Annotated in this window: 22 protein-coding genes and 1 other annotated feature; of the genes, 7 read left to right on the top strand and 15 right to left on the bottom strand. The window is 40.0% G+C overall.

The features are described 5' to 3' along the window. Positions 1-27: 27 nt before the first annotated feature. The 6 genes from NSQ44_RS05480 to NSQ44_RS05455 form a co-directional block, all read right to left on the bottom strand. Positions 28-1,881, bottom strand: coding sequence for a monovalent cation:proton antiporter family protein (locus NSQ44_RS05480; RefSeq protein WP_340855512.1), 1,854 nt, complete (start codon positions 1,879-1,881; stop codon positions 28-30). 25 nt (positions 1,882-1,906) lie between these two features. Then, on the bottom strand, positions 1,907-3,271 hold the full coding sequence (mgtE, locus tag NSQ44_RS05475; RefSeq protein WP_340855510.1) for a magnesium transporter: 1,365 nt from the start codon (positions 3,269-3,271) through the stop codon (positions 1,907-1,909). Positions 3,272-3,375: 104 nt separating this feature from the next. Continuing rightward, complete coding sequence (locus tag NSQ44_RS05470; RefSeq protein WP_340733257.1) at positions 3,376-4,275, bottom strand: RluA family pseudouridine synthase; 900 nt, start codon at positions 4,273-4,275, stop codon at positions 3,376-3,378. A gap of 14 nt (positions 4,276-4,289) precedes the next feature. Next, positions 4,290-5,084 (bottom strand): NAD kinase, encoded by a 795-nt coding sequence (locus tag NSQ44_RS05465; RefSeq protein WP_063387497.1) that lies wholly within the window; start codon positions 5,082-5,084, stop codon positions 4,290-4,292. A gap of 20 nt (positions 5,085-5,104) precedes the next feature. After that, positions 5,105-5,734, bottom strand: coding sequence for a GTP pyrophosphokinase (locus NSQ44_RS05460; RefSeq protein ID WP_063387496.1), 630 nt, complete (start codon positions 5,732-5,734; stop codon positions 5,105-5,107). A gap of 12 nt (positions 5,735-5,746) precedes the next feature. Beyond that, the gene (locus NSQ44_RS05455) at positions 5,747-6,115 is read right to left on the bottom strand and encodes a UPF0738 family protein (protein WP_130157355.1); all 369 of its coding nucleotides are present in this window, start codon (positions 6,113-6,115) and stop codon (positions 5,747-5,749) included. Positions 6,116-6,227: 112 nt separating this feature from the next. Between NSQ44_RS05455 and NSQ44_RS05450 the strand changes: the two genes are divergently transcribed. The 5 genes from NSQ44_RS05450 to NSQ44_RS05430 all read left to right on the top strand — a co-directional run bounded on the left by NSQ44_RS05450 (position 6,228) and on the right by NSQ44_RS05430 (position 9,547). Beyond that, the gene (locus tag NSQ44_RS05450) at positions 6,228-6,818 is read left to right on the top strand and encodes a CYTH domain-containing protein (protein WP_340855507.1); all 591 of its coding nucleotides are present in this window, start codon (positions 6,228-6,230) and stop codon (positions 6,816-6,818) included. Then, positions 6,818-7,420 (top strand): lytic transglycosylase domain-containing protein, encoded by a 603-nt coding sequence (locus tag NSQ44_RS05445; RefSeq protein WP_340855504.1) that lies wholly within the window; start codon positions 6,818-6,820, stop codon positions 7,418-7,420. The genes NSQ44_RS05450 and NSQ44_RS05445 overlap by 1 nt, the downstream gene beginning before the upstream one ends. A gap of 297 nt (positions 7,421-7,717) precedes the next feature. Next, a complete protein-coding gene (locus NSQ44_RS05440) occupies positions 7,718-8,128 on the top strand; it encodes a globin domain-containing protein (protein WP_063387493.1) in 411 nt (136 codons plus the stop codon). After that, a complete protein-coding gene (locus tag NSQ44_RS05435) occupies positions 8,118-9,002 on the top strand; it encodes a ClpXP adapter SpxH family protein (RefSeq protein WP_445659491.1) in 885 nt (294 codons plus the stop codon). The genes NSQ44_RS05440 and NSQ44_RS05435 overlap by 11 nt, the downstream gene beginning before the upstream one ends. Positions 9,003-9,373: 371 nt before the next feature. Then, complete coding sequence (locus NSQ44_RS05430; RefSeq protein WP_162536160.1) at positions 9,374-9,547, top strand: hypothetical protein; 174 nt, start codon at positions 9,374-9,376, stop codon at positions 9,545-9,547. Between the two features lie 826 nt (positions 9,548-10,373). On the opposite strand, the gene pepF is transcribed toward NSQ44_RS05430, so the two are convergent. From pepF to mecA, 4 genes are all read right to left on the bottom strand, one after another. Beyond that, positions 10,374-12,191, bottom strand: coding sequence for an oligoendopeptidase F (gene pepF / locus NSQ44_RS05425; protein WP_340855500.1), 1,818 nt, complete (start codon positions 12,189-12,191; stop codon positions 10,374-10,376). An 84-nt stretch (positions 12,192-12,275) separates the two neighbouring features. Next, positions 12,276-13,469, bottom strand: coding sequence for a competence protein CoiA (locus NSQ44_RS05420; RefSeq protein ID WP_340855497.1), 1,194 nt, complete (start codon positions 13,467-13,469; stop codon positions 12,276-12,278). Between the two features lie 291 nt (positions 13,470-13,760). Next, on the bottom strand, positions 13,761-15,272 hold the full coding sequence (gene cls, locus NSQ44_RS05415) for a cardiolipin synthase (RefSeq protein WP_063386999.1): 1,512 nt from the start codon (positions 15,270-15,272) through the stop codon (positions 13,761-13,763). 118 nt (positions 15,273-15,390) lie between these two features. Next, positions 15,391-16,053 (bottom strand): adaptor protein MecA, encoded by a 663-nt coding sequence (gene mecA / locus NSQ44_RS05410; RefSeq protein WP_340855490.1) that lies wholly within the window; start codon positions 16,051-16,053, stop codon positions 15,391-15,393. A 268-nt stretch (positions 16,054-16,321) separates the two neighbouring features. Here mecA and NSQ44_RS05405 point away from each other — a divergent pair, with 268 nt between their 5' ends. Continuing rightward, a complete protein-coding gene (locus tag NSQ44_RS05405) occupies positions 16,322-16,978 on the top strand; it encodes a TerC family protein (protein ID WP_063387001.1) in 657 nt (218 codons plus the stop codon). Positions 16,979-17,028: 50 nt separating this feature from the next. On the opposite strand, the gene spxA is transcribed toward NSQ44_RS05405, so the two are convergent. Next, positions 17,029-17,424: a transcriptional regulator SpxA gene (gene spxA, locus NSQ44_RS05400; RefSeq protein WP_063387002.1), complete on the bottom strand. Its 396-nt coding sequence runs from the start codon at positions 17,422-17,424 to the stop codon at positions 17,029-17,031. A 340-nt stretch (positions 17,425-17,764) separates the two neighbouring features. Continuing rightward, positions 17,765-17,983: a binding site (T-box leader), on the top strand. Positions 17,984-18,030: 47 nt separating this feature from the next. Between spxA and trpS the strand changes: the two genes are divergently transcribed. Further along, complete coding sequence (trpS, locus tag NSQ44_RS05395) at positions 18,031-19,023, top strand: tryptophan--tRNA ligase (RefSeq protein ID WP_130157359.1); 993 nt, start codon at positions 18,031-18,033, stop codon at positions 19,021-19,023. A 114-nt stretch (positions 19,024-19,137) separates the two neighbouring features. Here trpS and NSQ44_RS05390 read toward each other — a convergent pair whose 3' ends face one another. The 4 genes from NSQ44_RS05390 to NSQ44_RS05375 form a co-directional block, all read right to left on the bottom strand. Further along, the gene (locus NSQ44_RS05390; RefSeq protein ID WP_340855485.1) at positions 19,138-19,890 is read right to left on the bottom strand and encodes a YjbA family protein; all 753 of its coding nucleotides are present in this window, start codon (positions 19,888-19,890) and stop codon (positions 19,138-19,140) included. 136 nt (positions 19,891-20,026) lie between these two features. Continuing rightward, positions 20,027-21,673 (bottom strand): peptide-binding protein, encoded by a 1,647-nt coding sequence (locus NSQ44_RS05385; protein WP_340855482.1) that lies wholly within the window; start codon positions 21,671-21,673, stop codon positions 20,027-20,029. Positions 21,674-22,250: 577 nt separating this feature from the next. Beyond that, positions 22,251-23,471: an IS110 family transposase gene (locus NSQ44_RS05380; protein WP_044899176.1), complete on the bottom strand. Its 1,221-nt coding sequence runs from the start codon at positions 23,469-23,471 to the stop codon at positions 22,251-22,253. A 505-nt stretch (positions 23,472-23,976) separates the two neighbouring features. Continuing rightward, complete coding sequence (locus NSQ44_RS05375) at positions 23,977-24,756, bottom strand: DUF2268 domain-containing protein (RefSeq protein WP_340855480.1); 780 nt, start codon at positions 24,754-24,756, stop codon at positions 23,977-23,979. Positions 24,757-24,809 lie beyond the last annotated feature (53 nt).

Raw genomic sequence — 24,809 nt, 5'->3', positions numbered from 1 at the left:
TATCACAATTTGTTTTGTTTGCAAATATTATTTGCTAAATTCCAGCTCATCTTTTAACTCATTTACATATTTGCGGGAACCCGTTACAATCAAGCGGTCCCCTTTTTTCAATTCGGTATCGCCGTGAGGTACAATGGAATCTTCACCTCGAAAAATCCGGACAAAGATACAATCTCCCGTAAACGGAAAGTATCGAAGCTTCATTCCATCATATTTTCGGTTATTCATATTAATTTGATAAAGAGAGTTGTCTTGGTTTGTTAAGATCCGCATAACGCCAGGCGATTCGATCAAAGCCCTGAGCAGCGTTTTTGTTGACAGCATGACGGAAAATACGCTGATCCCCTTTTCTTTTAATGCTTGATCCAACTCCGGGGAAGAAATGGAGGCGATGACCTGTTCTACGCCGCATTCTTTTGCATATGTCGCAATTTCCGCATTTCTTTCTTCATCCCCAGTAGCCACTATTACTATATCAGCTTCCATTATGTGGTGTTCATTCAATGATTCTATCGAATAGTCTTTCAATACTTCAATTTTAAACACCGATTGAGCAGTCCCGTTTTCAATTTTGTCTTGCTGTGTATGATATACGGTTGCTTCATACAAATTTTTATCCAATTCCCTTGTGACTGGAAGGGTCATTTGATTTGCACCAATAAAAGCAATTTTCTTTTTTGGCTGCACCGCCATTTTTTTAGGGAATAATTTTTTAAATCCTATCGGCGTGATAATGCTTGTTAACACGGCAACTACTATTAATGCGTCAGCCATTTGCTTATCAATCAGTTCGATTCGCTGTCCAATTTCCGCTGCCGCAATAACTAATGATAAAGTGGCAGTCAACAAGAACGCCGCCGCAATCGTTGTTTTCGTATCATACCATTTTCTCAGCACAAAAACGGGAATAAACTTTGAGATCAAGAGGGCGAGAAATAACAAAGTAATTAACAAAAGAAGGTTCGGATCTTTGATCAATTCCCATAAATCCAATTCCACCCCTACCATGACAAAAAAGATCGGGATTAAAAAACCGTATCCAAACGAATCTAGCTTTTGCACCAAGTCTGAATTAGGCGATAAAAGCGAGACTAAAACTCCCGCAAGGAAGGCGCCTAAAATATTTTCTGCCCCAAGCGTTTCCGATAAACTGACAAGCACTATTATTAACGTAAAAACCGCCCTTGTTCCAATTTGGACCGTTCCTTTTGACATCGATTTAATAAAGGATCGACTTTTAAACCTTTTGCCAATGAAGTAAAGCAGTACGCCTGCTGCAAACAAAAGAAGCAGAAACCACGTATTGCTTTCTCCTTCGCTGTTTAAGGAGACAAAAACCGCCAGCAAAATCATGGTGACAAGGTCGGCTATGACAGCCACCAGCAAAATAATTTGGCCGATGTTTGTTTTCATAATTTGCTCGTCTTTCAACGTCGGCACTACTACTCCTATAGAAATCGTTGAAATCACTAACGTCATGAAAAAGGCATTGCGGATAAATCCCATCCACAGTAACAAATACGATAAAAGTAATGAAACAACGAAAATGCCAAGAAAAACAATTGACGCAACCAAAAAAGTATGAGGAGCTTTTTTTCCGTTGGGCAGCTTTTCTTCTTTTTTCTTCCCTTTGGAGAAAATGGTGAAATCAATCTCAAGCCCGCTTAAAAACATGAGAAATATAAATCCCAGCGTTGAGAGAGTTGCCAGCCATACATCTTCCTGCACTAAATTAAATCCCGTTTTCCCGATGATTAATCCGACAATAATTTCCGCAACGACGACAGGAATGAATGTCAGTTTGAACCGATGCAGCAAAATCGGGGTTAAAAAAGCGCCGACCAGCACGATGACAAGAGAGGTTATTGCATGTGATTCCATATTGATCCTCCTTTAGCTAATTTTGTTAGAGCAAATAGTTCATAAATAATGTCGCCATGCCAAAATAAATCAAAATGCTGATTATATCATTAATCGTTGTAATAAATGGACCGGAGGCCACAGCCGGGTCAATGCGAAGCCTGTGCATGACAAGAGGAACAAACGCCCCGGCAATTGTCGCAACAGTCAGCGTTGACAATATGGAAAGACCCACTAGCAGTCCTAAGAAAAATTTCTGTTTCCAAATAAAAATTGTCAGTGCAACAACGATTCCGCATACTGTTCCGGTTATCAAGCCGGTTCCAGCTTCTTTGAGAATAATTTTCCACACGCGTTCGGAAGTACCTTCGCCTGTTGCAATTCTTCTTACGGCAACAGCGAGAGCTTGTGTTCCTGTATTTCCAGCCATCCCTGCAATTAATGGTATAAAGAGCGCTAAAGTTGCCACTTTGTTCAACGTTTCTTCAAACTGGCCGATTAGTCCCGCGGTGAACATTCCTAAAAATAGGAGAATAATAAGCCATGGCAATCTTTTTTTGGCAGCAGAAACAGCATTCGGATCATATGAATCTACATCCGAGACAGCGGCCAGTTTCGAATAATCGTCAGAAGCCTCTTCGTCCAGCACATCAATAATATCATCAACAGTTATAATTCCAACAAGACGATGTTGAAAATCAACAACTGGAAGAGCCAAAAAATTGTAGTCCTTCATCTTTCTTGCTACTTCTTCCTGATCATCCGCCACAGATACCGAGTAGACTTTCTTTTTCATAATGTCAGCAATCAAAGTATCGTCTTCATGAACAATTAAATCTCTTAACGACAGGACGCCAACAAGATGTTTCTCTTCGTCAATCACATATAAATAATATATTGTTTCCGCATCAGGAGCTTCTTTCCGCAACAAGTCCATCGTTGACTGCACCGTATAATTGGCATTAATGGCAACGAACTCGGTTGTCATAATACTTCCTGCGGTAAATTGTTCATAATCAAGAAGCTCGCTTATGCTTTTGGCAGCTTGAGCGTCCATGATGGTTAAATAGCTGGAAATTTTCTCTTTTGTCAGCTCACTTAATACATCTGCCGCATCATCGGCGTACATGTATTCCATCATTTTGGCGACAAATGCCGGATGCATTTCCTCAAGCAGCGATTTGTAGCGGTTTTTATCATCCCTTATATTTTCAAAAACATTCGCCATTTCTTCCGGAGATAGAATTTGATATAAAAGCATTCTATCCGGCTGGTCAAGTTTTAGAAAAAATTTTGCCTGATCATATGGATGTAGCTCAAAAAACAGCGAACGGAATTCCTCTACATTGTTCTTTCTCAGCTTGTCAATCATCAACTGTCTGTATTCCGGTGCATCTGTTTTAGGCTGCATAAAATCTCCTCCTTTCCGGAAAAATATCGAAAAGTTTTGTGTTTTACTATATTAACAAATCTATCGGATTTTGTCGTACATTTTTTCATAACAAAAGCATGCACTTACAGGCGCGCATGCTTTATTATTTTTTCCATATCAGGAGGAAGCTTGCAAGTATACGTCAAATTTTTATGCAAAACGGGATGATAGAAGGACAGCGACTGACTGTGGAGGGCATGGCGGTCAATTTCTTCTTTTTGTCCACCATAAAGCGAATCTCCTAAAAGCGGATGACCTATATAGGACATATGTAGACGAATTTGATGAGTTCTACCAGTTACAGGCTTTACCTCAACAACCGTTTTGTCAGAAAAGCGGCTTATGACCCGAAAATGCGTAATAGCTTTTTTCCCATCCTCCCTGACAGTTCTCTCGATGATGCTATCGTCCTTTCTTGCAATTGGCGCATCGATGGTGCCTTCGTCTTCGCTGATCCTTCCATGGACAATTGCGATGTATGTCCGTTTTACCGCTCCTTTTTGCTGTTCTTTTGAAAAAAGAAAATGGCTGTAGCGATGTTTGGCTACAAGAAGCAGCCCGGATGTATCCCGGTCAAGCCGATTGACGATATGCACCGTAAGATTTTGCCGCTGTTGATCATAATAGTGTAAAAGCCCGTTCGCAAGACTTCCTGACGGATGCTCTCTAGACGGAATGGTGGACAAAAACGCCGGTTTATTTACAATAAGGCAATAATCGTCTTCATAAACAATGTCCAATGGTATGTTCTCTGGAATGAGCGACTGGCTTCTCTTTTCTTCCGGAAAATGGACGGTTACTTGATCGCCTTCTTGTAAGACGTATCGGACATTTTTTTCGTTCCCGTTAACGACAATTTTTCCACCGTTAAATTTAATATCTGTTAAAGCGGATTTAGAAATATGATGCTCCCGCAAAAATTCTCTAAGCAGCCAGCCATGATGTTCTTTTTTGATGTCCCAATGAAGCTGAAATGTCCCCATGTTTTTTCTTTCCTTTATCTGTCGCCAATAAACGAGTCCCGGACCCGCTTCCAAAATGGGAAAGGCCGAAATCTCGCAAACCTTACCTTTTCCTGTGCGACCCGGCATTGGATGGACCTGACGTTTTTGTGAAGAAGTGTTAAATGATCGATTGTAATTTGAAAATCAACATCATTGACAGGCTTTAGCATACACGTATGGTGGTCAGGCAAAATTAATGGCGAGCCGATTGTCCGGAACACCCTGTTGTTTATGGAAGCCATTTCTGTTAATTGAATAGCCCGCAGTGAAGGATGAATGAGAGCACCGCCAAGCGCTTTATTGTAGGCGGTGCTTCCTGTCGGTGTTGAAATACACAACCCATCTCCTCGAAATGTTTCAAAGAGAAGCCCTTTAATTTCTATATTCATGACGAGAGTCCCTTCAATGCTTTTCACTGTGCATTCATTTAGCGCAAGGTAGGAGGCTTCACTCCCGCCATTATGCCGGACCACCACTTCAAGCAATGGATATTCAACGATCTGAAACGGTGTTTTAGCAATTGCAATCACCATTTTTTCAATTTCATTCGGGAGCCAGTCGGCATAAAATCCTAAATGCCCCGTATGAACTCCTATAAACGCTGTTTTATCCAATCGTTTATTATATCGATGAAATGCATAAAGCAATGTTCCGTCTCCCCCGACGGAAATCACGATATCCGGCTGATCTTCATCATATTGAAACTCGAAATCGAGCAAATAGGTTCTGATTTTTTGCGCCAAAGCATTAGATGTTTCATCACCTTTTGATGTGATCGAAAACTTCATTTAAGAATCATTCTCCTTTTTTATGTTGTTTCTGTTTTGCGTGAAAATATCGCGTGCGCTTCTTGAATTTCTCCCCGTATTTGCGACATTTCCTCGTCCAGCCGGTAAGCTGCTTCAGCTGCGCGCTGCAAGCGGATTTTAATCTGTTCAGGTATGTTCCCGCTATATTTGTAATTTAAAGAATGCTCAATCGTCGCCCAAAAATTCATGGCAAGCGTACGAATTTGAATTTCAACCAAAACCTTTTTCAATCCCTCGAACGATTGAACCGGGTAGCGGGCCACAACATGGTAAGAGCGGTAGCCGCTTTCTTTATTTCGGGTTATGTAGTCTCTTTCCTCCACGATTTCCAAATCATGCCGATCTCTTAGCATTTGAACAACCAATTGAATGTCGCCGACAAATTGGCACATCATTCGGAGACCGGCAATGTCCTGCATTTCTTCTTCTATTTTATCAAGTGGAATTTGTTTTCGCTTCGCTTTATCTAAAATGCTCGGCACAGGTTTTACCCTGCCTGTCACGAACTCAATTGGAGAATGCTCTCCTCTTAGTTCAAATTGGGAACGAATCCCTTTTAATTTGACCTTTAATTCTTCCACTGCCTGCTTATATGGCGCTAAAAATTGCTCCCATTCCTTGTAGTTCATAAAGCCCTCCTCCTAATAAAACACGCTTTCGACCATTTTTTCCATCTCCTCGCCGTAATTTGCGTTTCCCTTTATATTTTCAAGCAAAAACTCGAGCTCCTCGTGAAATTGGGTAAGCAAAATTTCTTTTTCTCCCACTTTAGCATAAACAGGAAGCTCTTCATTTTTGGCTTCTTTTAAATGTGGCCAAATATCCGATGATAAATCTATGTAAAGAAAGTCTTCGCCATTATCCAATATGTATATAAAAGAAAATTGGTCTGAATCTACCAGCATCTGTCCTTTTGCTGCGAGATTCCCTGCATCATGGACATGCTCCGTTTCGAGCAGCAATTTGCCTTCCGTTTTGCTAACCGCCAGCACTTTAATTCTTTTTTTCATGCTGTTCACCCTTCCAATCAAACATTTCAAGTTCATCTCATGTATATTTTATTGTATCATATTCATAACTACATTACCTTATTTTGATATTAATCATAGAGAGGAATGCCCGATGGTTCAAGAGCTTGAGATAGAATTTAAAAACCTGCTTACAAAAGAAGAATTCCACCGCTTAGCTGATTTTTTTCAATTGACCGAAAAAGATTTTGCCGAGCAGGAAAACTATTATTTTGACACAAAATGTTTTACGTTGAAAAATCATGGCGCCGCTTTAAGAATTCGTAAAAAGAAGGATCAATATGTTTTGACATTAAAGGAGCCTTATCATGTCGGATTGCTGGAAACACACCAGTTTTTAACCGATCAAGAAGCAGTTTCAGCCATTCACGAGTCGGTCTTTCCGAAGGAGGGATCAGTGGTCGAAAAAATCAAACAGCTTGAAATCAAGCCCGAAAGCCTTCTTTGTTTCGGTTCGCTCATTACAAGCCGGGCAACAAAAAAATATAAAAATGGTGAAATTGTTCTCGATCATAGCCGATATGAAAATAGAGAGGATTTTGAAATCGAATTTGAGGCAGAGGATGAAAAGGAAGGAAAGCAGCAATTTTTGGAGATTTTAAACAAACACAACATCCCGATCCGTCAAACAGAAAATAAGATAAAGCGGTTTTATTCCGCAAAATTTTCAAAGGAGAATTTGTGATGAATACAAACTATAATTTCAATGTTCTGTTTGAGCTTGAAGTCCTTCGTCTTTTGTCAGGCCAATCCGATGGGCCGCAAACAAAAGATGCAGCAATTTCGCTGAACTTTCAGGATGTTTTAAATGCCTTCATCGAACAAGATGTACAATCTGAAACGGCCAAAGAGAATATTTCACTGTCTTCCTCCCAATCTGCCAAAAAAACAAATGAACAGAAACAGGTCTCCGCTAATCTTAATGAAATCATTCAGCAGATGGCTCAAAAATACGGCGTCGATGCCAAATTAATCAAAGCTGTGATTCAACAGGAGTCAAGCTTCAAGGCAAATGCCGTCAGTCCTAAAGGAGCTGTCGGCTATATGCAGCTTATGCCTTCTACAGCAAAAGCGCTCGGTGTAAAAAATCCGTTTGATCCTGTGCAAAATATCGAGGGCGGCACAAAATATTTAAAACAGCTTTTAAACCGATATAACGGTATTGTAAAATTGGCGCTGGCTGCATACAACGCCGGTCCGGGAAATGTCGACAAATATGGAGGCATCCCTCCATTTAAAGAAACGCAAAACTATGTAAATAAAATTACTCAAAGATATTTTGCGTAAAAAGGTGCAAACAAACAGCACCTTTTTCTTTTTCATTAAAAGTAGTTGGGAATATTTGTTATCCAATCGATTTCGGCTAATCTTCGATCGCTGCGCTTCAAGCCGCAAGTCCTTCTATGTTCATGTCACAGCAAGCACAACATATTTGCGGAAATAGCTCCCGCTTTCGCTATTTATCCTTTTGTTTGCATTGCCTCAGCCAACTCCTTCAAAGCGATTCGTTTGAGATAAATAAGTTATGTTGATAAAATAAATGTAACATCATTATTAACGAATGATTCCAAAGGAGCTATCACCATGACAAAACCACCCTTAACTCCATATGACGCGATTGGAGAAAAGAAACTTCACGCTCTAATCGATGCTTTTTATAAAAATGTTAAAAAACATCCTCTTTTAAAACCTATTTTCCCCGAGGATTTAACGGAAACTGCCAGAAAGCAGAAACAATTTATGACACAGTTTTTAGGTGGTCCGCCACTTTACACAAAAGAACACGGACATCCGATGCTCAGAGCCCGCCATCTTCCATTCCCGATTACGCCGAGGAGAGCAGAAGCATGGCTCTCATGTATGCGAAAAGCAATGGACGAGGTCGGACTTGACGGGGAAATACGAGAGTTTTTCTACGATCGGCTTGTGGTGACCGCCCATCACATGATTAATTCGAAAGACGAAGATCAGGAGGAGTATTCAGTTGAAACCTGACAAAAAAGACGAAGTGAATGCTGCTCACTTCTTTTCTCATTGTCACAGCCATCCTAAAAAGCCGATCGAGATTTATATGTTTATTGATCCGCTATGCCCTGAATGCTGGGCCCTTGAACCGTTTATCAAAAAACTGCAAATCGAATACGGCAGGCTTTTCTCATTGCGCCATATTGTTTGCGGAAAGCTTGCTAATTTAAACTTAACAAAACGGCGGAAACCGAAAACAATTGCCCAATCATGGGAGAAGATAGCGAGCAGAACCGGCATGTCATGTGACGGCAACCTTTGGCTTGAAAACCCTATATCATCACCCTACAGAGCTTCCCTTGCTTTAAAAGCAGCGGAGCTTCAAGGGAGAAAAGCGGGCATCCGTTTCTTGCGGCACTTACAGGAAGTTGTTTTTTTAGAAAAGCAAAATGTCTCTGATCAAAACGTTCTCATACAAATTGCTAAAAATGTCGGCCTTGATGTCAATGAATTTGAGAGGGACTTATATTCCGAAAGTGCAAGAAAAGCACTTCAATGCGATTATAAAATTACAGAAGAAATGGACGTGCATGAAATTCCTTCCCTTGTCTTTTTTCATTGCCGTGAAGAGAAGGAAGGATTAAAAATTACCGGATTATATCCTTATGAAACATATGTTGATATTCTTTGCGAGCTTGTCGGAGATAAACCGAAGCCGTCTCAAGTGCCGCCAATAGAGATTTTTTTAAAGCATTATAAATTTGTCGCAACAAAAGAGATTTCCGTTGTGTATAACATGACTGATGAAGAAACGGAACGTAAAATGAAAAGACTGCTTTTAAAGCAACTAGTTGAGCGGGTGCCTGTAAAATATGGAACTTTTTGGCGCTATATCGGGCAGTGAGATTGAGGGGTTTAATTCAACGAAACGTTCCCCATCGGCTTCTATGCTGATGGGGAACGTTTTTAATCAAAAATGTAAGCGCTTTATCTTTATTAAACAATTAAAAAAAGAAACCACAAACGGTTGTTTGTGGTTTCTTTTTTTTCTTATGACAACAAAGGGGATGGGAGAAATTTTTCACGGTCAAACAAAGGGGTAAATGTTTGTTTGTGATCAATTTCACTTTTTTAATATAACAAATTCCTTTTTCAGTTTGCAAGAGGGGAAAACAACAATTCACAAATTTGTCACAAAACATGAAGAACGGGCAAGCTGCATACAATATACAAAATCTTTTTCCTCGTTTTAGAAATGTGTAGGAGGGAAAAATCGTGAAAACATTTTGGCTCATAATCAGCCTGCTGCTCGTCATCTTCGCTTTTTTTTATAATCTGTTAGGATTGATGAATCTCGCACCGATTTTCGTTTCTGCCCCCCTGCTTTTTATTTCTCTTTTCATATCGTTTCTTCTGTTTAACCATCGAAAAACATTCCGCGGATTTTAAGATAAAAAAGAGGACGGGATGATGAACCGCACGCATCTCAATTAGTAGAGATACAACTGACAATTGGAGGTGCAGTTTTTATATGACCGAAAAATCGAGTAGGAGGGGGTGACTAACGGGTGACTAACCCCCGACCTCTCACACCACCATACGTACGGTTCCGTATACGGTGGTTCAATTAAGATAATTGACGCAAGTCTTTATAACTTCCGTGAATAGCTGTTCTCTTTATGCCAGTGGTCACTCCACCCTCCAAGAGGTCTCCCACGGGATTCACCGCTTCCTTCCTCAAGTGAGGTACTACGTTTTCTGTGTTCATCATGACTCACTGAATGCCAAGGGCTATTCTCTCTTAATTGTTCGGTCCTTCTTAGTAGTTCTAAACCAACTAATACTATGACCTCTGCTGACTTCTGACGGTTCAGCTACTTATCACTAAGTAGGTTATGAAGCGTATTTCACCTATCCGCCAGACCTCCCCGGGTAAGTACATGCACTTTCACACCATCTATCCGCCTCATTTACTCGATATGACCTTCGACAGAAAGAGCTTTGTTTTGTTTGGCAAACTCACTCAATCATACCTAGCCTTATATGAGGTTCGTGTTCCTCGGACCGGTGTTTTGCCTCCAGCTTCCTTCAGATTCCGCGTCACCACGGACACCCTTTCGTTGAGCTAACCTCTACTTCTGTCTTCGGGGTTCGGGACTTACACCCTATAGTTCATGTACATGCCGGGCGCACCAAAAAGGCATGAGTCCAGTTCCAGATCGAACTCATGCCACTAATTTTTTGGATTCAGATGATGCTCCTGTTTTCTTTCACTTTACTTTAACAGCAGCTCCTCCATCTCCGTCAGCTTTTCTTCAAATACTTTGCATGCATCTTCAATCGGCTTGGTTGATGTCATATCGACCCCTGCTTTTTTCAGCACATTAATCGGATAATCAGAGCTTCCCGCTTTCAAGAAATTAATGTACCTTTCAACGGCAGTTTCTCCTTCCGATAAAATCTGCTTGCTTAAGGCGCTTGCAGCACTAAAGCCTGTTGCGTATTGATAAACGTAAAAATTGTAATAAAAATGCGGAATTCTTGCCCATTCTAAGCCAATTTCTTCATCGACCACAATGTTGTCACCAAAATATTTTTTGTTTAACTCATAATACGTTTGCGTCAAAAATTCCGGTGTGAGCGGCTCTCCGTTTTGCGCCATCAAATGGATATAATGTTCAAACTCAGCAAACATCGTTTGCCGGAATACCGTTCCTCTAAACCCTTCAAGGAAATGATTCAGCAAGTATAAACGTTTCTTTTCATCATCGATCGTGTTGAGCAAATATTCATTTAACAAGTTTTCATTGCATGTAGAAGCCACTTCCGCGACAAAAATAGAATAATCTCCGTACGGATACGGCTGTGTTTTTCTTGTATAGTAGCTGTGCACCGAATGGCCAAGCTCGTGAACAAGTGTGAATAAATTGTTCACATTATCTTGCCAATTCAGCAAAATATATGGATTTGTTCCATAGGCGCCAGAGGAGTAAGCTCCGCTTCGTTTCCCTTTATTTTCCTTAACGTCAATCCATCTGTTTTCAAAGCCTTCTTGTAAAATGCCGACATATTCTTCACCTAATGGAGCAAGCCCCTTCAATACGATGTCTTTCGCTTCTTCATACGTGATTTTCATATCGACGTTTTGTACAAGCGGCGTATAAAGATCATACATATGAAGTTCATCAAGCTTCAGCGCTTTTTTCCGCAAATCGACATAACGATGGAGCAGCGGCAAATGTTCATTGATCGTTTTCACTAAATTGTCGTAGACTTCCTCGGGAATGTTGTTGGCGCTTAGTGCAGCCTGGCGGGCATTCTCATATTTCCGCACCTTCGCATAAAAATTATTTTTCTTAACAGCTCCGCTTAATGTGCTGGCAAACGTATTTTTAAATTTTCCATATGTTGCGTATAATGCTTGGAACGCATCGCGACGGACTCGTCTATTTTCACTCTCCAAAAACTGGATATAACGGCCGTGAGTGATTTCCACTTCTTCTCCATTTTCATCCTTAATTGCTGGAAATTCCAAGTCCGCATTATTTAATTTTCCAAACGTATTGGAGGCAGTGCTCAGGGCTTCCGCAGCTTGAGCTAAAATAGCCTCTTGCTCCGCATCGAGCACGTGCGGTCTTTGCCGGTTGATTTCGTCCAAGGCATGTGCATAAAGCTTCAATTGATCATTTTCTTTCAAAAATTGCTGAAGCTTTTCTTCTTCAATGGATAGTATTTCCGGAACGATATAGGATGAGAGGCTGGAAGCTTGTGTATAAAGATTTGCTGCCCGGTCATTCAATCCTTGATAAAAAGAATTAGTTGTATCTTGATCGTAGCGCATATGGGCATATGTATAAAGCTTTCCAAGCCTCTCCATCACGGAATCTTGATAAGAGAGCGCCTCATATAACAGATCGGAGGATTGACCTAATTTTCCTCTATATTCACCGATTTTTGGAATTAGCTGCTTTACTTCTTCAAATTCTTTTTCCCATTCATCATCAGAAGCAAAAATATCTTCTAGCCGCCAAGTATACTCAACAGGGATTTCTTCCCGTTTTGGCAGCCTTTTGACAGCTGTTTCATTGCCCATTCTCGATTTCCCCCTTTAAAAAAATCAGTCTGTTTCCATCATATTGAAATTTTTTTCAAAACGCAATAAATCACTATGCTTATATTATTCTACAGCAGAAAAAAACATACCTTCCTTGTCCAAATAATGTCCAAGACGTTGTTCACGCTTTTCCATCGACTCCAAATGAAAAGGAGATGATGTTTTTCGAAACGAATATGGACCGATTGGCTGCAAAAATTTTAAATGGGAAAGAGTCGTTAAATATTCAATAATCGGCTTTTTTAAATCCGTTTTTACGCTACAGCTTCTTTCTTTCATCCCTATTTTCTTAAGGTGCCAAACTAGCTTTTCTGCGTGAAATACTTCATCGGCTCGCAATGTTTCAATAAATAATAAAACTGAGCATTGCCAAATATAGACCGCCTCATCAACCATATAACCGCTTTTTAAAGGGATAAAAACTTCAACTGGCAGCTGCGATAAAGATAAGCCAACTGTTTCGTAAACCTTTTTTTGCAGCTTTCGCTCTTCGTTCGTCTTTTGAAACAGCGGCTTTAAGCGATATTGACTTATTTTCTTCAGCCAATGCTTCCATAAACCGTTTGCCGTCAGGCTCTTTCCTTGCAAACAATCTCGAAAGAAAAACGACTCTGGAGAGATCATAGCAGATGCGGCAAAAATATTCTGTTTAGAAAACGGAATCAGATGGGAAAAAAAGATGAAGGTTTTCTTATCTGAGCAATAATTGATGATAAAAGGATGATCGTTTTGCGGGGAATGAAGAAACTGGCAATGAAAAGGAGTCAGTCGATATTGATGTTCACCGACTTGCTTCATTTGTTTCCAGCCTAATATCCAAATCGGTTTAATTCGTTCTTTTTTGTAGCCATTTGTCCGTTTTATCACCTGATCAGGGGGAATATTAGAGCATTGGTATTCAATCGCATACCGTTTATGCTGAAAAGATACAAACAGATCCGCTCGTTGTGCAATAGAAGGTATAAATTTTTCCACTTCCGCAGCTAACCGCTGCCTTTTCAACCAAACATACAATTGCTTTTTTCCGTTCAAATGGTACGTGCTTTCCGCTTCCGAATCAGCCTGACAAGAGGCCGTTAAGTGGGCAAAATGAGGAATTTTGATTTTGCCTATTTTTAATTTTACCGGCTCCTTGCAAGCCGGACAAAAAAAGGATTGCTCTTCTTTCAGTTTTAGAAGCCTTTCTGTCGACCAGTACGGGGCGGCGACATTTACTTTTTCGCCGTTTCGCAAAAGGGCAACAAGCATATAAATCATCACTTCCTTTCACAAATAGAAACATTCGACAAAAGGGAAAAAAATCCTTTCAAAAGCAGCGTTTTTCATAAGTTTTAAAAGATGCCAGAAACACTTCATGGAAAAATATACTTTTTTCAAAAACGCATGCTTGCCGCTAAAGAGGCGGAAGTTAGATGTTGCTTCATTCGTTTCAATAAAGGTTCGCCATTTTACATCGTGACGGCCGGCAATTCACCCGTGGTGTTGTGAAATCCGCTCAAATAGAGCTTTATCCTAAAAAAAAAACACCGCTGTATCAAAAACGGTGTTTTATAATAAAGGAGACAAAAGCCGCGACGTTGATTCAAACAGCTTTATATATAGCGGACGTTTTTTGAATTGTTCAAGGTCGATGACACTTGAATTTTCAATGTCTCGAATATAATCCTCTACAAGCGTTTCAATGCTGTCCGTTCGGTATAAAAAAGCATTTACTTCAAAATTCAAATGAAAACTTCTCATATCCATATTCGCCGTACCGATCGATGCCAGTTCGCCATCAACAATAATGATTTTGCTGTGCATAAACCCTTTTTCATATTCGTACACTTTAACCCCGGCTTCTAAAAGCTCCGGAAAATAAGATCGCGACGCATAAAATACAATCCGTTTGTCAGGCCTTTTCGGAACGAGGAGACGAACGTCAATGCCGCTCAGCGCAGCAATCTTTAAAGCGGATTTTATATCCTCGTCAGGAATAAAATACGGAGAGGCGATCCATATCGAATTTTTTGCGGAAACGATCATCGAAAAGAACAAGCTTTTAATGACCTCCCACTTATTATCAGGACCGCCGGCGATTAGCTGAACGCCTCCTTCTTTATCGTCCATTTGAAAATGAGGCAGCAAATATCGATCGGTAAGCAGCTTCTGCCCAGTCATATAATACCAATCCTGTAAAAAAATAAGATTGAGCGTCCGTACTCCTTCCCCTTCGAGCATCATATGCGTATCCCGCCAAAAGCCGAAATACGGATTTCTTCCCAAATATTCATCTCCTATATTTAAACCTCCGACAAAGCCGACTTTTCCGTCAATCACAATAATTTTACGATGATTGCGAAAGTTAATATTGTTAGACAAAAACGGAAGCTTTACAGGTAAAAATGGAACCATTTCCACCCCGGCATCAAGAAGCTCCTTCCTGTATTTTTTGGACAGCTTCCAGCTGCCGACTGCATCGTATAAAAATCGAACCTCTACACCGTTTTTCGCTTTTTCGATCAACAGCTTTTTTAATTTTTGCCCAATTACATCATGCCGAACAATATAGTATTCAAGATGAATATGATCTTCCGCCTTTTGAAGCTCTCGAAAAATATGGTCAAATGTTTCAATGCCGTTCGTCAGCACCTTTGTATTTGTCCGAAAAGAAATCGGACTGCGGCCAAGCTTATGGGCGAGCTTAAATAAAAGGCGCTGGTGATTTCTCATGAATTTAATTTTATCTTCATAAGTATGAAAGCTGGTTTCAAATTTGGCATAAGCTTGCTCATCTATTAAAGCTTTTTTCTTAAATAGACGATGCTTCCGGACATTTCTTCCAAAAAATATATAAAAAAAGAAGCCTATTAATGGAAATCCTCCTAAAACAACAAGCCAAGTAAGCGTTTGAGTTGGGTGGCGGTTTTCCAAGAAAATAACAAAACCGATAAAAATGATGGATAACGTGAACAAAATGGAAACGGCTCCTAAAAACCATTCCTCCCAGATGTTCTTAGTTAAATACAAGATGATAGCTAGACCAATGGCAAAAACGATTACTTGCAGAAATTTTCTCATAAGCTTCCTCCAGGCAATCGATATTTCTTATCTCTCGATTGGGACATATCTCATTTGATCTGAGATATTAAGCGTTCCTTAAGTAAAAAAGACCGATTTCGAACATGAAATCGGCAATTTAAGAAAAGTGCGTTTCGATTTGTTCCAAGGCATTGTCCTTCATAATCAGCTTTCCGTATTCTTCAAGACGGTGAATTGTCATCCTTGATTCCTGACCGTATTCAAGCATAATGCTGAGCAAATTTTCAATTTGTTCATCGTCTTTATCCGAAAATTCAACGAATAAATAATATTTTTGTTCAAATACATATAAGCTATTCAAAAATCCGTCCAAACGATGGGATGCTAACGAAATAACGTCTTCAAAGTCCTGAAACTTTATGACAAATTGCAGTTGCGCCGTTTCATCTTTTTCATCTGAGGAAGATCGTTCAGACATATTAAAATGTCTGTCCAACAAAGATTCTATATTCTCATCAACCGGGATTTCTCTTAATTTTTCATCGACTACCGGAAGCTCCAGCTTTTGTCCGTCTTTTGACAGCTGTGCTTTTGTGACAATGACTTCAAGCCCTTTGTCATTGGCATGAACTTGAATCCATAACGGACCTTCAAGCGGAAAGTCTTCTTCATCATTAATTTCATCCATCATTTCCCAAAACAGCTCTTCGCTTCTTTCTCTGTTATACCAGATTTCTTCTCGGTCAAATCCTCGTTCTTCTATGTCAACATATGAAATATAAAATTTTACTGTGTTTTCATTAATGCGTTCGATTTCCATTTGAACAACCTTCCCTTCTTTTTAAATTTTTGGAAGGGACAATAAACCCCCGAATTCGTTGCACTTTTCTTTCCTAATTTAAAAAATTTCCAAATTTTCATCGCGAGCACCAAGTTGTTCAATTCTAATTCTATTGTATGATAAATCACTTCATAAAGAAATAAAAAAAGCCTTGATTTTGAAAAAAACCGTTATTTACCTATTAAGCATAAAATATTTCGTTTTTCATATATATTGTACGAGCCATAATTTGAAAAGAGGTTGACTGATGGATGAACAATTTTTCACATCTTTATTCCTTATCATTGGCATTGACCTCATATTAGGAGGAGATAATGCCATTGTCATTGCGCTGGCATGCCGCAATTTGCCGGAAAATCAGCGGAGGAAAGGAATTTTATTTGGAACAATGCTCGCGATACTCAGCCGAATTTTGTTGACATTACTAGCTGTCCATTTATTGAACATTCCTTTTTTACAGTTTTTTGGCGGATTATTTTTAATGTATATTGCCTTTTTATTATTGACAGGAAATGAAGGTGAGCATACTTCCGTGAAAAGCCACCGCTCATTGTGGAAAGCCATCCAAACGATTGTTTTGGCTGACATTTTTATGGGATTTGACAATGTCATTGCGGTTGCTGGAGCAGCTGGAGGAAATATCTTTCTTGTCATAACAGGTCTTCTTATATCCATTCCGATCATTATTTGGGGAAGCAGATTTATCATGTCTGCCATGTCCCGATTTCCTTTGCTCATTTACGGGGGCGGAGGAATATTAGCTTATACAGCAGGTAAAATGATGGCAACGGATGAAAAAATGACCCCTCTGTTGAAAACTGAAGCTGTTGCACAAACTCTCCCTTATTTCACAGCTTGTCTCATCCTTTTCTTTGCCCTTCTGTACAATATAACAAAAAAATAACAGCCTTCCGCAATCTATTTTGCTTTGCGTACGGAAGGCATCATTCCCTTTTAATTTGCCATTCTCTGAGCTTCTCTCAGCTGGTAGGTGCGAATTTTTCTTGGCAGAAAGCGTCGTATTTCATCCTCGTTATAACCGACTTGAAGACGTTTTTCATCAATCAAAATCGGGCGGCGCAAAATTCCAGGGTTTTTCCGGATAATATCATACAGCTCCTGCAAAGGAAGCGATTCAACATCAACCTTCAATTTTTGAAAAACCTTTGAACGAGTGGAAATAATTTCATCTGTTCCGTCTTCTGTCATACGAAGAATTTCTTTAATTTCTTCGATCGTTAAAGGCTCGGAAAAAATGTTCCGCTCTCTATATTCAATCTGATGCTTTTCCAACCAAGATTTTGCTTTTCTACAAGATGTGCAGCTCGGAGATGTATACAATATTACCATGCCAATCACTCTCCTTTTCGAGAAAAATATAGGTGTATATATAAAAACTATGCCAATCTCACATTAAAATAAATTTAAAAAAGTAATTTATATTGATTATTATACTATAAAAAAGCAACTTCGCCTATATGTTTTTATTTCTCAAATTATAACAAAAATGTTACAACAGGTGAATGATGATCATTTTCAAGGCCATTTTCTCAATTAACACCTCTTTTCTTTCTCTACTCTTCTTTTCCCTTTTTTTGGTTCGATTAAACGTGAAAAAGAAATTTTTTCAGAAAGACGCTGAGAAGTTGCAAAGAATACACAATTTTTTTATAATCATTCGTAAATGAATACATAGGCAATGAGAAAGAGAAGTACATGCCGAAAACAGTTTTCAGAGAGTTTGTGGCTGGTGGAAACAAACACTGTCCGGTATGGAAATGGACTTTTGAGCTCTCAGCTGAAATCAGTAAGCTGCGGCGTTTTTGTCTTGCGTTAAAAGACGAAAAGTGATTTCACATGAAAGTTTGTGAAATAATTAGGGTGGCACCGCGGTCCATTCGTCCCTATACGGACGGATGGGCTTTTTTATATATAAAAATCAGGAGGAGTTTGCACATGAAAACGATCTTTTCAGGAATTCAGCCTAGCGGCACGTTAACACTCGGAAACTATATCGGAGCAATGAGACAATTTGTAGAGCTCCAGCATGAATATAAATGCTATTTTTGCATTGTCGATCAGCATGCCATAACTGTTCCGCAAGACAGACTTCAATTAAGAAAAAACATTAAGAGCCTTGCTGCATTATATTTAGCAGTCGGCATCGATCCGGAAAAATCCACCCTTTTCATTCAATCGGAGGTGCCCGCTCACGCGCAGGCAGGATGGATGCTTCAATGCGTTTCTTATATTGGCGAACTTGAAAGAATGACACAATTTAAAGATAAATCTAAAGGGAAAGAAGCTGTTTCAGCAGGACTGTTAACTTATCCGCCTTTAATGGCCGCCGATATTCTTTTGTACAACACGGACCTTGTTCCAGTCGGCGAGGATCAAAAACAACATTTGGAATTGACAAGGGATTTAGCCGAAAGATTCAACAAAAAATATGCAGACATTTTTAAAATTCCAGAAGTCCGCATTCCAAAAGTCGGTGCTCGGATTATGTCGCTTCAAGATCCGACGAAAAAAATGAGCAAATCCGATGCGAATGAAAAATCGTTTATTTCCCTGCTCGATGATCCAAAAAAAATTGAAAAGAAAATTAAAAGCGCTGTGACTGATTCAGACGGAGTGGTTCGTTATGATAAAGAGAACAAACCAGGCATCTCCAACCTTTTATCTATTTATTCAATTTTAGCTGGCGTGTCAATTGCCGACCTGGAAACAAAATACGAAGGAAAAGGCTATGGTGAATTTAAAGCGGATTTGACAGAAGTCGTCATTAACACTTTAAAGCCGATTCAGGAAAAATATTATGAGCTCATTGATTCTGATGAACTTGATGACATTTTAGACAGAGGCCGGGAGGAAGCAAACAAAGTAGCATCCAAAATGTTGAAAAAAATGGAGAATGCAATGGGATTGGGAAGAAAAAAACGAAAATAAAAGCGCTAGCGAACGAATGACGATTGATGATGGAGCTGATTAAACAAAACAAATATACTAGCTTAAAAAAATATGTTCGATAAAAAGAGGGCGGCTGATATAGTGCCCTCTTCCTTAATTTACTTTCGGTTCTTGCTCCATTTCCCAAAGCTTTTCAAAGAAAGGCTGCCCTTTTATTAATCGTTCGCATAATTGTTCATGCTTTTGAGACCATCCGACAATCGCTTCCTCATAAAGCATAGTCCAAATTTCCTCAAAACCGAGTGATTGAATTTGACCATACATGTACGGATTCCATTCCGTATACCAATATTTCATTTCCGCCGTATTTTTTGTCGATTGCAATTGATCAAGAGCCATAAACAAAAGCTGTTTCAGCTGTCTTTCTTTGCGGGTTAATCCGTGCATATATTCAGGTGCAAGGGATAAAAGATGATAATCTTTTTTGTCTTTGTCATTTGTTTGTGAGAACTCGTATGATTCCGGCTCTAAATCCTTCACCATGTCATATACAATCTGCTCTTGTCTTGGGATAAGCCGGCTTTTGCGAATTGGCGTCGTATATCCGATCGTATCTACTGCTAAAATGCCGTTGCCATCCGAAACAACAAAGCAATAATCTAGCTTAATTCTCTCATGGTTTTTCCGGGCGTATGCCTTCTGGTAAACATCCTTTAAAAGTTTTTCAGGCAGTTCTTTTAAGTCATTTTCAATATAATCATAAAGTTCTTTACTCACTTTAATCAGCGGTACTTGGTCTAACAGTTCAACCTTATCATCCTTTCTCCATTCATGAAAATGACAAACATTATAACCATTTTCTTCTCCTTCAAACCAGTTTACCCAAACATCGTACAAATTCAGCATAATTAGCCCCCTTACTACAAGACTGTTTGTCATCATTATGGTCAGTGGAGAAGGTTTTTATTCCAAATTTTTCATTGCCCAAAAAACTTTTCATCATTACGTATTCCACTTTTGATCAATGCGGATTTCAGGCCTGTCAGCTTTCAGAAAAGGACCATTCATGCACTTTATAAAAGTAATTTTTCGGATGAAAAATATAGCCGTTTAACCGTTCAGGCAACGCCCGAAATTCCTTCGGATAATATAAAACTGTATATGGCTGTTCATCCTCGATAATTTGAAATATCTCCTTGTAAATTTGTTTTCGTTCGCTTTCGTCCATTATTTTTCTAGATTTAGACAACAGCAGGTCGGCCTGTTCGTTTTCCCACCAAACAAAGTTCAATCCATATTCTCTCTGACTGGAATGGAAAATATCAAAATGATTCGGAAATTTAGATAACGACCATTCTAAAATCAACGCATCGTAATCCCAATTCGGCGGTGAAATTTGCTTAATTAAATCTTCCCATTCCCAAAACTCCGTTTTCACGTCAATTCCGATCTCTTTCAATTGTTTTTGCACAAGCAACGCAACTTTTTCTCGAACAATATTTCCTTTGTTCGTTTTTAGCGTAAACGAGAAATCTTTTCCTTCTCGATCCAGTATGCCGTCACTGTCCGTATCTTCCCATCCCGCTTCTTTCAGCAGCTTTTTTGCTTCTCTCCGGTTATACTTTAATGTTTGAATTTCGTCGGTAAAAATAGAAGCAATAGGCGTTTCTGGAATATGTGCTTCCTTTCCTTGTCTGTGCAAAATCTTGCGAACGATAGCTTTGCGGTTGATCGCCATCGTCAAGGCTTGCCTTACTTTTTTATCTTGAAAAAGTTCGTTTTTTTCATTCCAGCCGATAAACACATAAGAATGGGAAATGTTCGATTGAACGTCCAATCCTCTTAACCTTTTTATTTTTTTTACATTGGTTAGTTCTATTTCAGGGGCGTAATGAACCTCGCCGTTTTTCAGCTGTTCGTAAAGAGCTTCCTGGTTATGAACAATTTTATACTTGATTGATTTGATTCGAGGCTTCCCTAAAAAATAATGTTCATTTGCGGCCAGCTCTACGAATCCATTCTTTTCCCATTTTACGAACCGAAAAGGCCCAGTGCCCACAGGCTGTGATGTATTAAACTTATGCTCCTTTAATTTTGCAACCTGTACATTTTTCAACAAATGCTTCGGCAATATGCCGTATGATAATGTGACTGGAAGAAAGGAGGCGTCTTTTTCTCTTAAACGGAATTTCACTGTATACTTATCAAGCTTTTCAATGCTTTCAATCATTTCAAAGTCTGAACTTCTTTCGCCATTATAATCAGGGCTTAAAGGAATGCTGTAAGTAAAAACAACATCATCCGCCGTTAATTCTTTTCCGTCATGAAATTTGACCCCGCGCCGAATAGTGACCGTATATTCAAGTCCATTCTCTGATTGCTGAATCTTTTCAGCCAGATGCGGTTTCGGCCGCAGCTGCTCATCAACTGTCACCAGTCCATCAAAAAGCATCCCTTCTAACTGCGAGCTTGATTCATCTAGAGAATACAAAGGATTAAAAAGCTGCGGCGATTCAGTTGAACCGATTATAAATGTTTCCGGAACAATCAGCGGATCGAGCTCTTCCTCTTTTATCTCCTTAACCGTTGGTTGCGGCTTTCTATTATAATCCAGACTTGAGCAGCCATGTAGAAGCAATAAAAACAAGAGAATCGATATATACAGCCATGGTCGTTTTAATCGTGCCAAATCCATTCCCCCATCATTGGAAGTTTCGTTCTATTTTTTATTCATATTCACAGTCTGTCCAAATTATTAATAAATCGAGTAGGAGGGGGAGATTAATCCCCGTCCTCTCACACCACCGTACGTACGGTTCCGTATACGGCGGTTCCATTAAGATAATTGACGCAAGTCTTTATAACTTCCGTGAATAGCTGTTCTCTTTATGCCAGTGGTCACTCCACCCTCCAAGAGGTCTCCCACGGGATTCACCGCTTCCTCCCTCAAGTGAGGTACTACGTTTCCTGTGTTCATCATGACTCACTGAATGCCAAGGGCTATTCTCTCTTAATTGTTCGGTCCTTCTTAGTTGTTCTAGACCAACTAATACTATGACCTCTGCTGACTTCTGACGGTTCAGCTACTTATCACTAAGTAGGTTATGAAGAGTACTTCACATATCCGCCAGACCTCCCCGGGTAAGAGTGTAATCTTTCCTTCCATCTATCCTGAAAACAAAATTTGGCAAAAAACAACCCCCACCTAGCCTTTGGAATATAATTTCCAAAGGAAGGTATTAAAGTTTATATATGGTTTAATTCCCTTATGCACCCACTTTTTCTAACTTCACTTCGTACCCTAACCCCTCTAATTTCTTCACCGTTTGACGCACGATCTTTGCTTCCCGTTGACGATCCCAATAGTCTGCCCCTAATTCTTTATACGGTTCCTTCCGAGTTAACAGGTAATAGATGATTTCTAATATCGTTCGTCCAACTGCCATACTCGCTCGATTCGCCCCTCTTCTTGCGGCTATGCGGTGATATTTCGCGGATAAATACGTATCCTTCTTTCTCGCGGCGGCACGGGCACATTCTACTAAACACGCTCTCAGCTTCTTGTTCCCTTTCCTCGTTCGGCTTGATAACCGTTTCCCCGCACTCTCGTAGTTTCCTGGTGCCATGCCTGCCCACGATGCCAGATGGCTCGCTGATGCAAAGCGACTCATATCGGTTCCGATTTCCGCCAAAATTTGTTCCGCACTTTTCCGCCCGACTCCCGGAATCGTATCTAAGAGCTCCAGCGCTTCTTCAAAAGGGCGCGTTCTCTCCTCGATCTCCTGATCTAATCGCGCAATCGCTTCATCTAGGTATTCCACATGCCGCCATTGTTCGGCTAACATCATCCGTTGATGAGGGCCGATTACCCCGTGTAATGCGCGCTGGAGTTCTTCCACTTTTTGTTTCAATTTCCCTTTTGCGAGCTGAGCGATGACCATCGGATCGTTTTTCCCTTCGATCAACGCACGAATCATTTTTCGTGCCGATGCCCCATTGATATCGGAAACAACGGACGACAACTTGATGTTCGCTCCTTCCAATACTTTTTGAATCCGATTCAATTCCCGCGCTCTTTCTTCGATCAAACTGCGACGATATCGAACGAGTTCTCGCAGTTCTCGTTGGGCTCGGTCCGGAATATAACTTCCTTTCAACAATCCATGGCGAAGCAAGTTGGCGATCCACTCGGCATCCTTCATATCCGTCTTCCGTCCAGGAACTGCTTTAATATGCCGGGCATTGACGACAAGCGTTTCGATTTGTTCGAGTTCGAGCAAATTGTACAACGGTTTCCAGTACACGCTTGTCGATTCCATCGCCACGTGCGTCACCCCTTTTTCTTTCAACCAGTTCACAAACTCCAGCAATTCATCGGTCATGGTACCGAATGTTCGTATTTCTTTTCCTTCAGGGGTGATGGTACAAGCGGTAATGGATTTTTTATGCACGTCTACTCCACAACAACGTTCATATAATACCTTCATCGCTTTCCCTCCCTGCTTCATTTCATCTTCAGCTGGTGCAGTAGCCTATGACGAAGCATTCTATCCTGCGTGCTTCCCAACTCGGGAGCGACATTCCGTGGTGCACCAGGCTACTGGGGTCCGTCTATCTTTCGGACTCTTGCGTACCATAGATGCATCGACCTCATGACCCCAGCTGCAAGGAGTTATTTCGACAATATTCGTTTTCATCCTTCCGATGGTGCCGAATTTTTTTCGGCATGGGGGTCTATCTGCTTCATTTACTCTATATCACCTTTGGCAGAAAGGACTTTGTTTTGTTATGCAAACTCATCCAATGATACCTAGCCTCATATGAAGTTCGTGTTCCGAGAGACCTTAAAGTTCGCCGCTCGCTTCCTTCAGATTCCGCGTCACCACGGACACCCTTGCGTTAAGCTAACCACTACTTCTGCCTTCGCAGCTCGGGACTTTCACCCTATAGATTACACCCATGCCGGGCGCACACATATAGAAACAAAGGAGCCTATTCCTTTGTTTCATAGCTTTCCACGAATTGTTCGGCAGGCAAATAAAAGCTTTCTTTTGTTGAAAACGGTTTTTGTTTATAAAACGTTTGTACGATATCATATCCAATTGCGTATCCAAGCATGGTCGGATAAAAGCCTTTTCCGAACAAAAGCTGATCGAATAACGGATGGTCCCATTTTATGTCTTGATTCGGAACAATTAAATTTTTCCACCAGCTGTATAGTTGTCTCTTCGAATATTTTTTCACCCAATTTGTTACATGCTGCTCACCTATCGTTCTGTAAACCGTATGCTCCGCCAAACCTTCCAAAATAATCGCATCAAGAAGCGTATAGTCTTTTTCGTGCTTCGGATTTTTCCTAAGCCTGCAAATATGATGATATTCGTGAATCAATAGCGCAATGAGCTCATCATTTTTTACATCCGGCGATAAAAATAAAAACATTTTATCCTGAAAAGACAACCCCGAACGACCTTTAAAATCTCTCCCAAAAAAACTTTTTCGCTCTTCAACAGGAAAAATAAAAATAGGGACATCTGGACCGTTCCATCTTTTCTTTAACTTCAAAAAAATGTTATTTGCTTTTGTCCAAATTTTCGAATCATCAGCCTTAACAAGCCAATGTTCATAGCCAGTTCGAAGCATGCCGTATTGTGACAGGTAGTGATGGATTTCCTCCGCTTGTAAATGGTGAAAATATTTCTCTAGCTTTTCACAAAGTTCGATTGGATTCCGGCTTTTCTTCAACCAGTTTTTTGTGTCAATAACTCCCAAATCTTCGCACCTCCTTTTCTACACTATTCATTAGAAAAGAAAGATGTTTGAAT

This window comes from Aeribacillus sp. FSL M8-0254, from assembly GCF_038008845.1.
GTDB lineage: Bacteria > Bacillota > Bacilli > Bacillales > Aeribacillaceae > Aeribacillus > Aeribacillus composti.
This window is presented reverse-complemented; position numbering and strand designations above follow the sequence as displayed.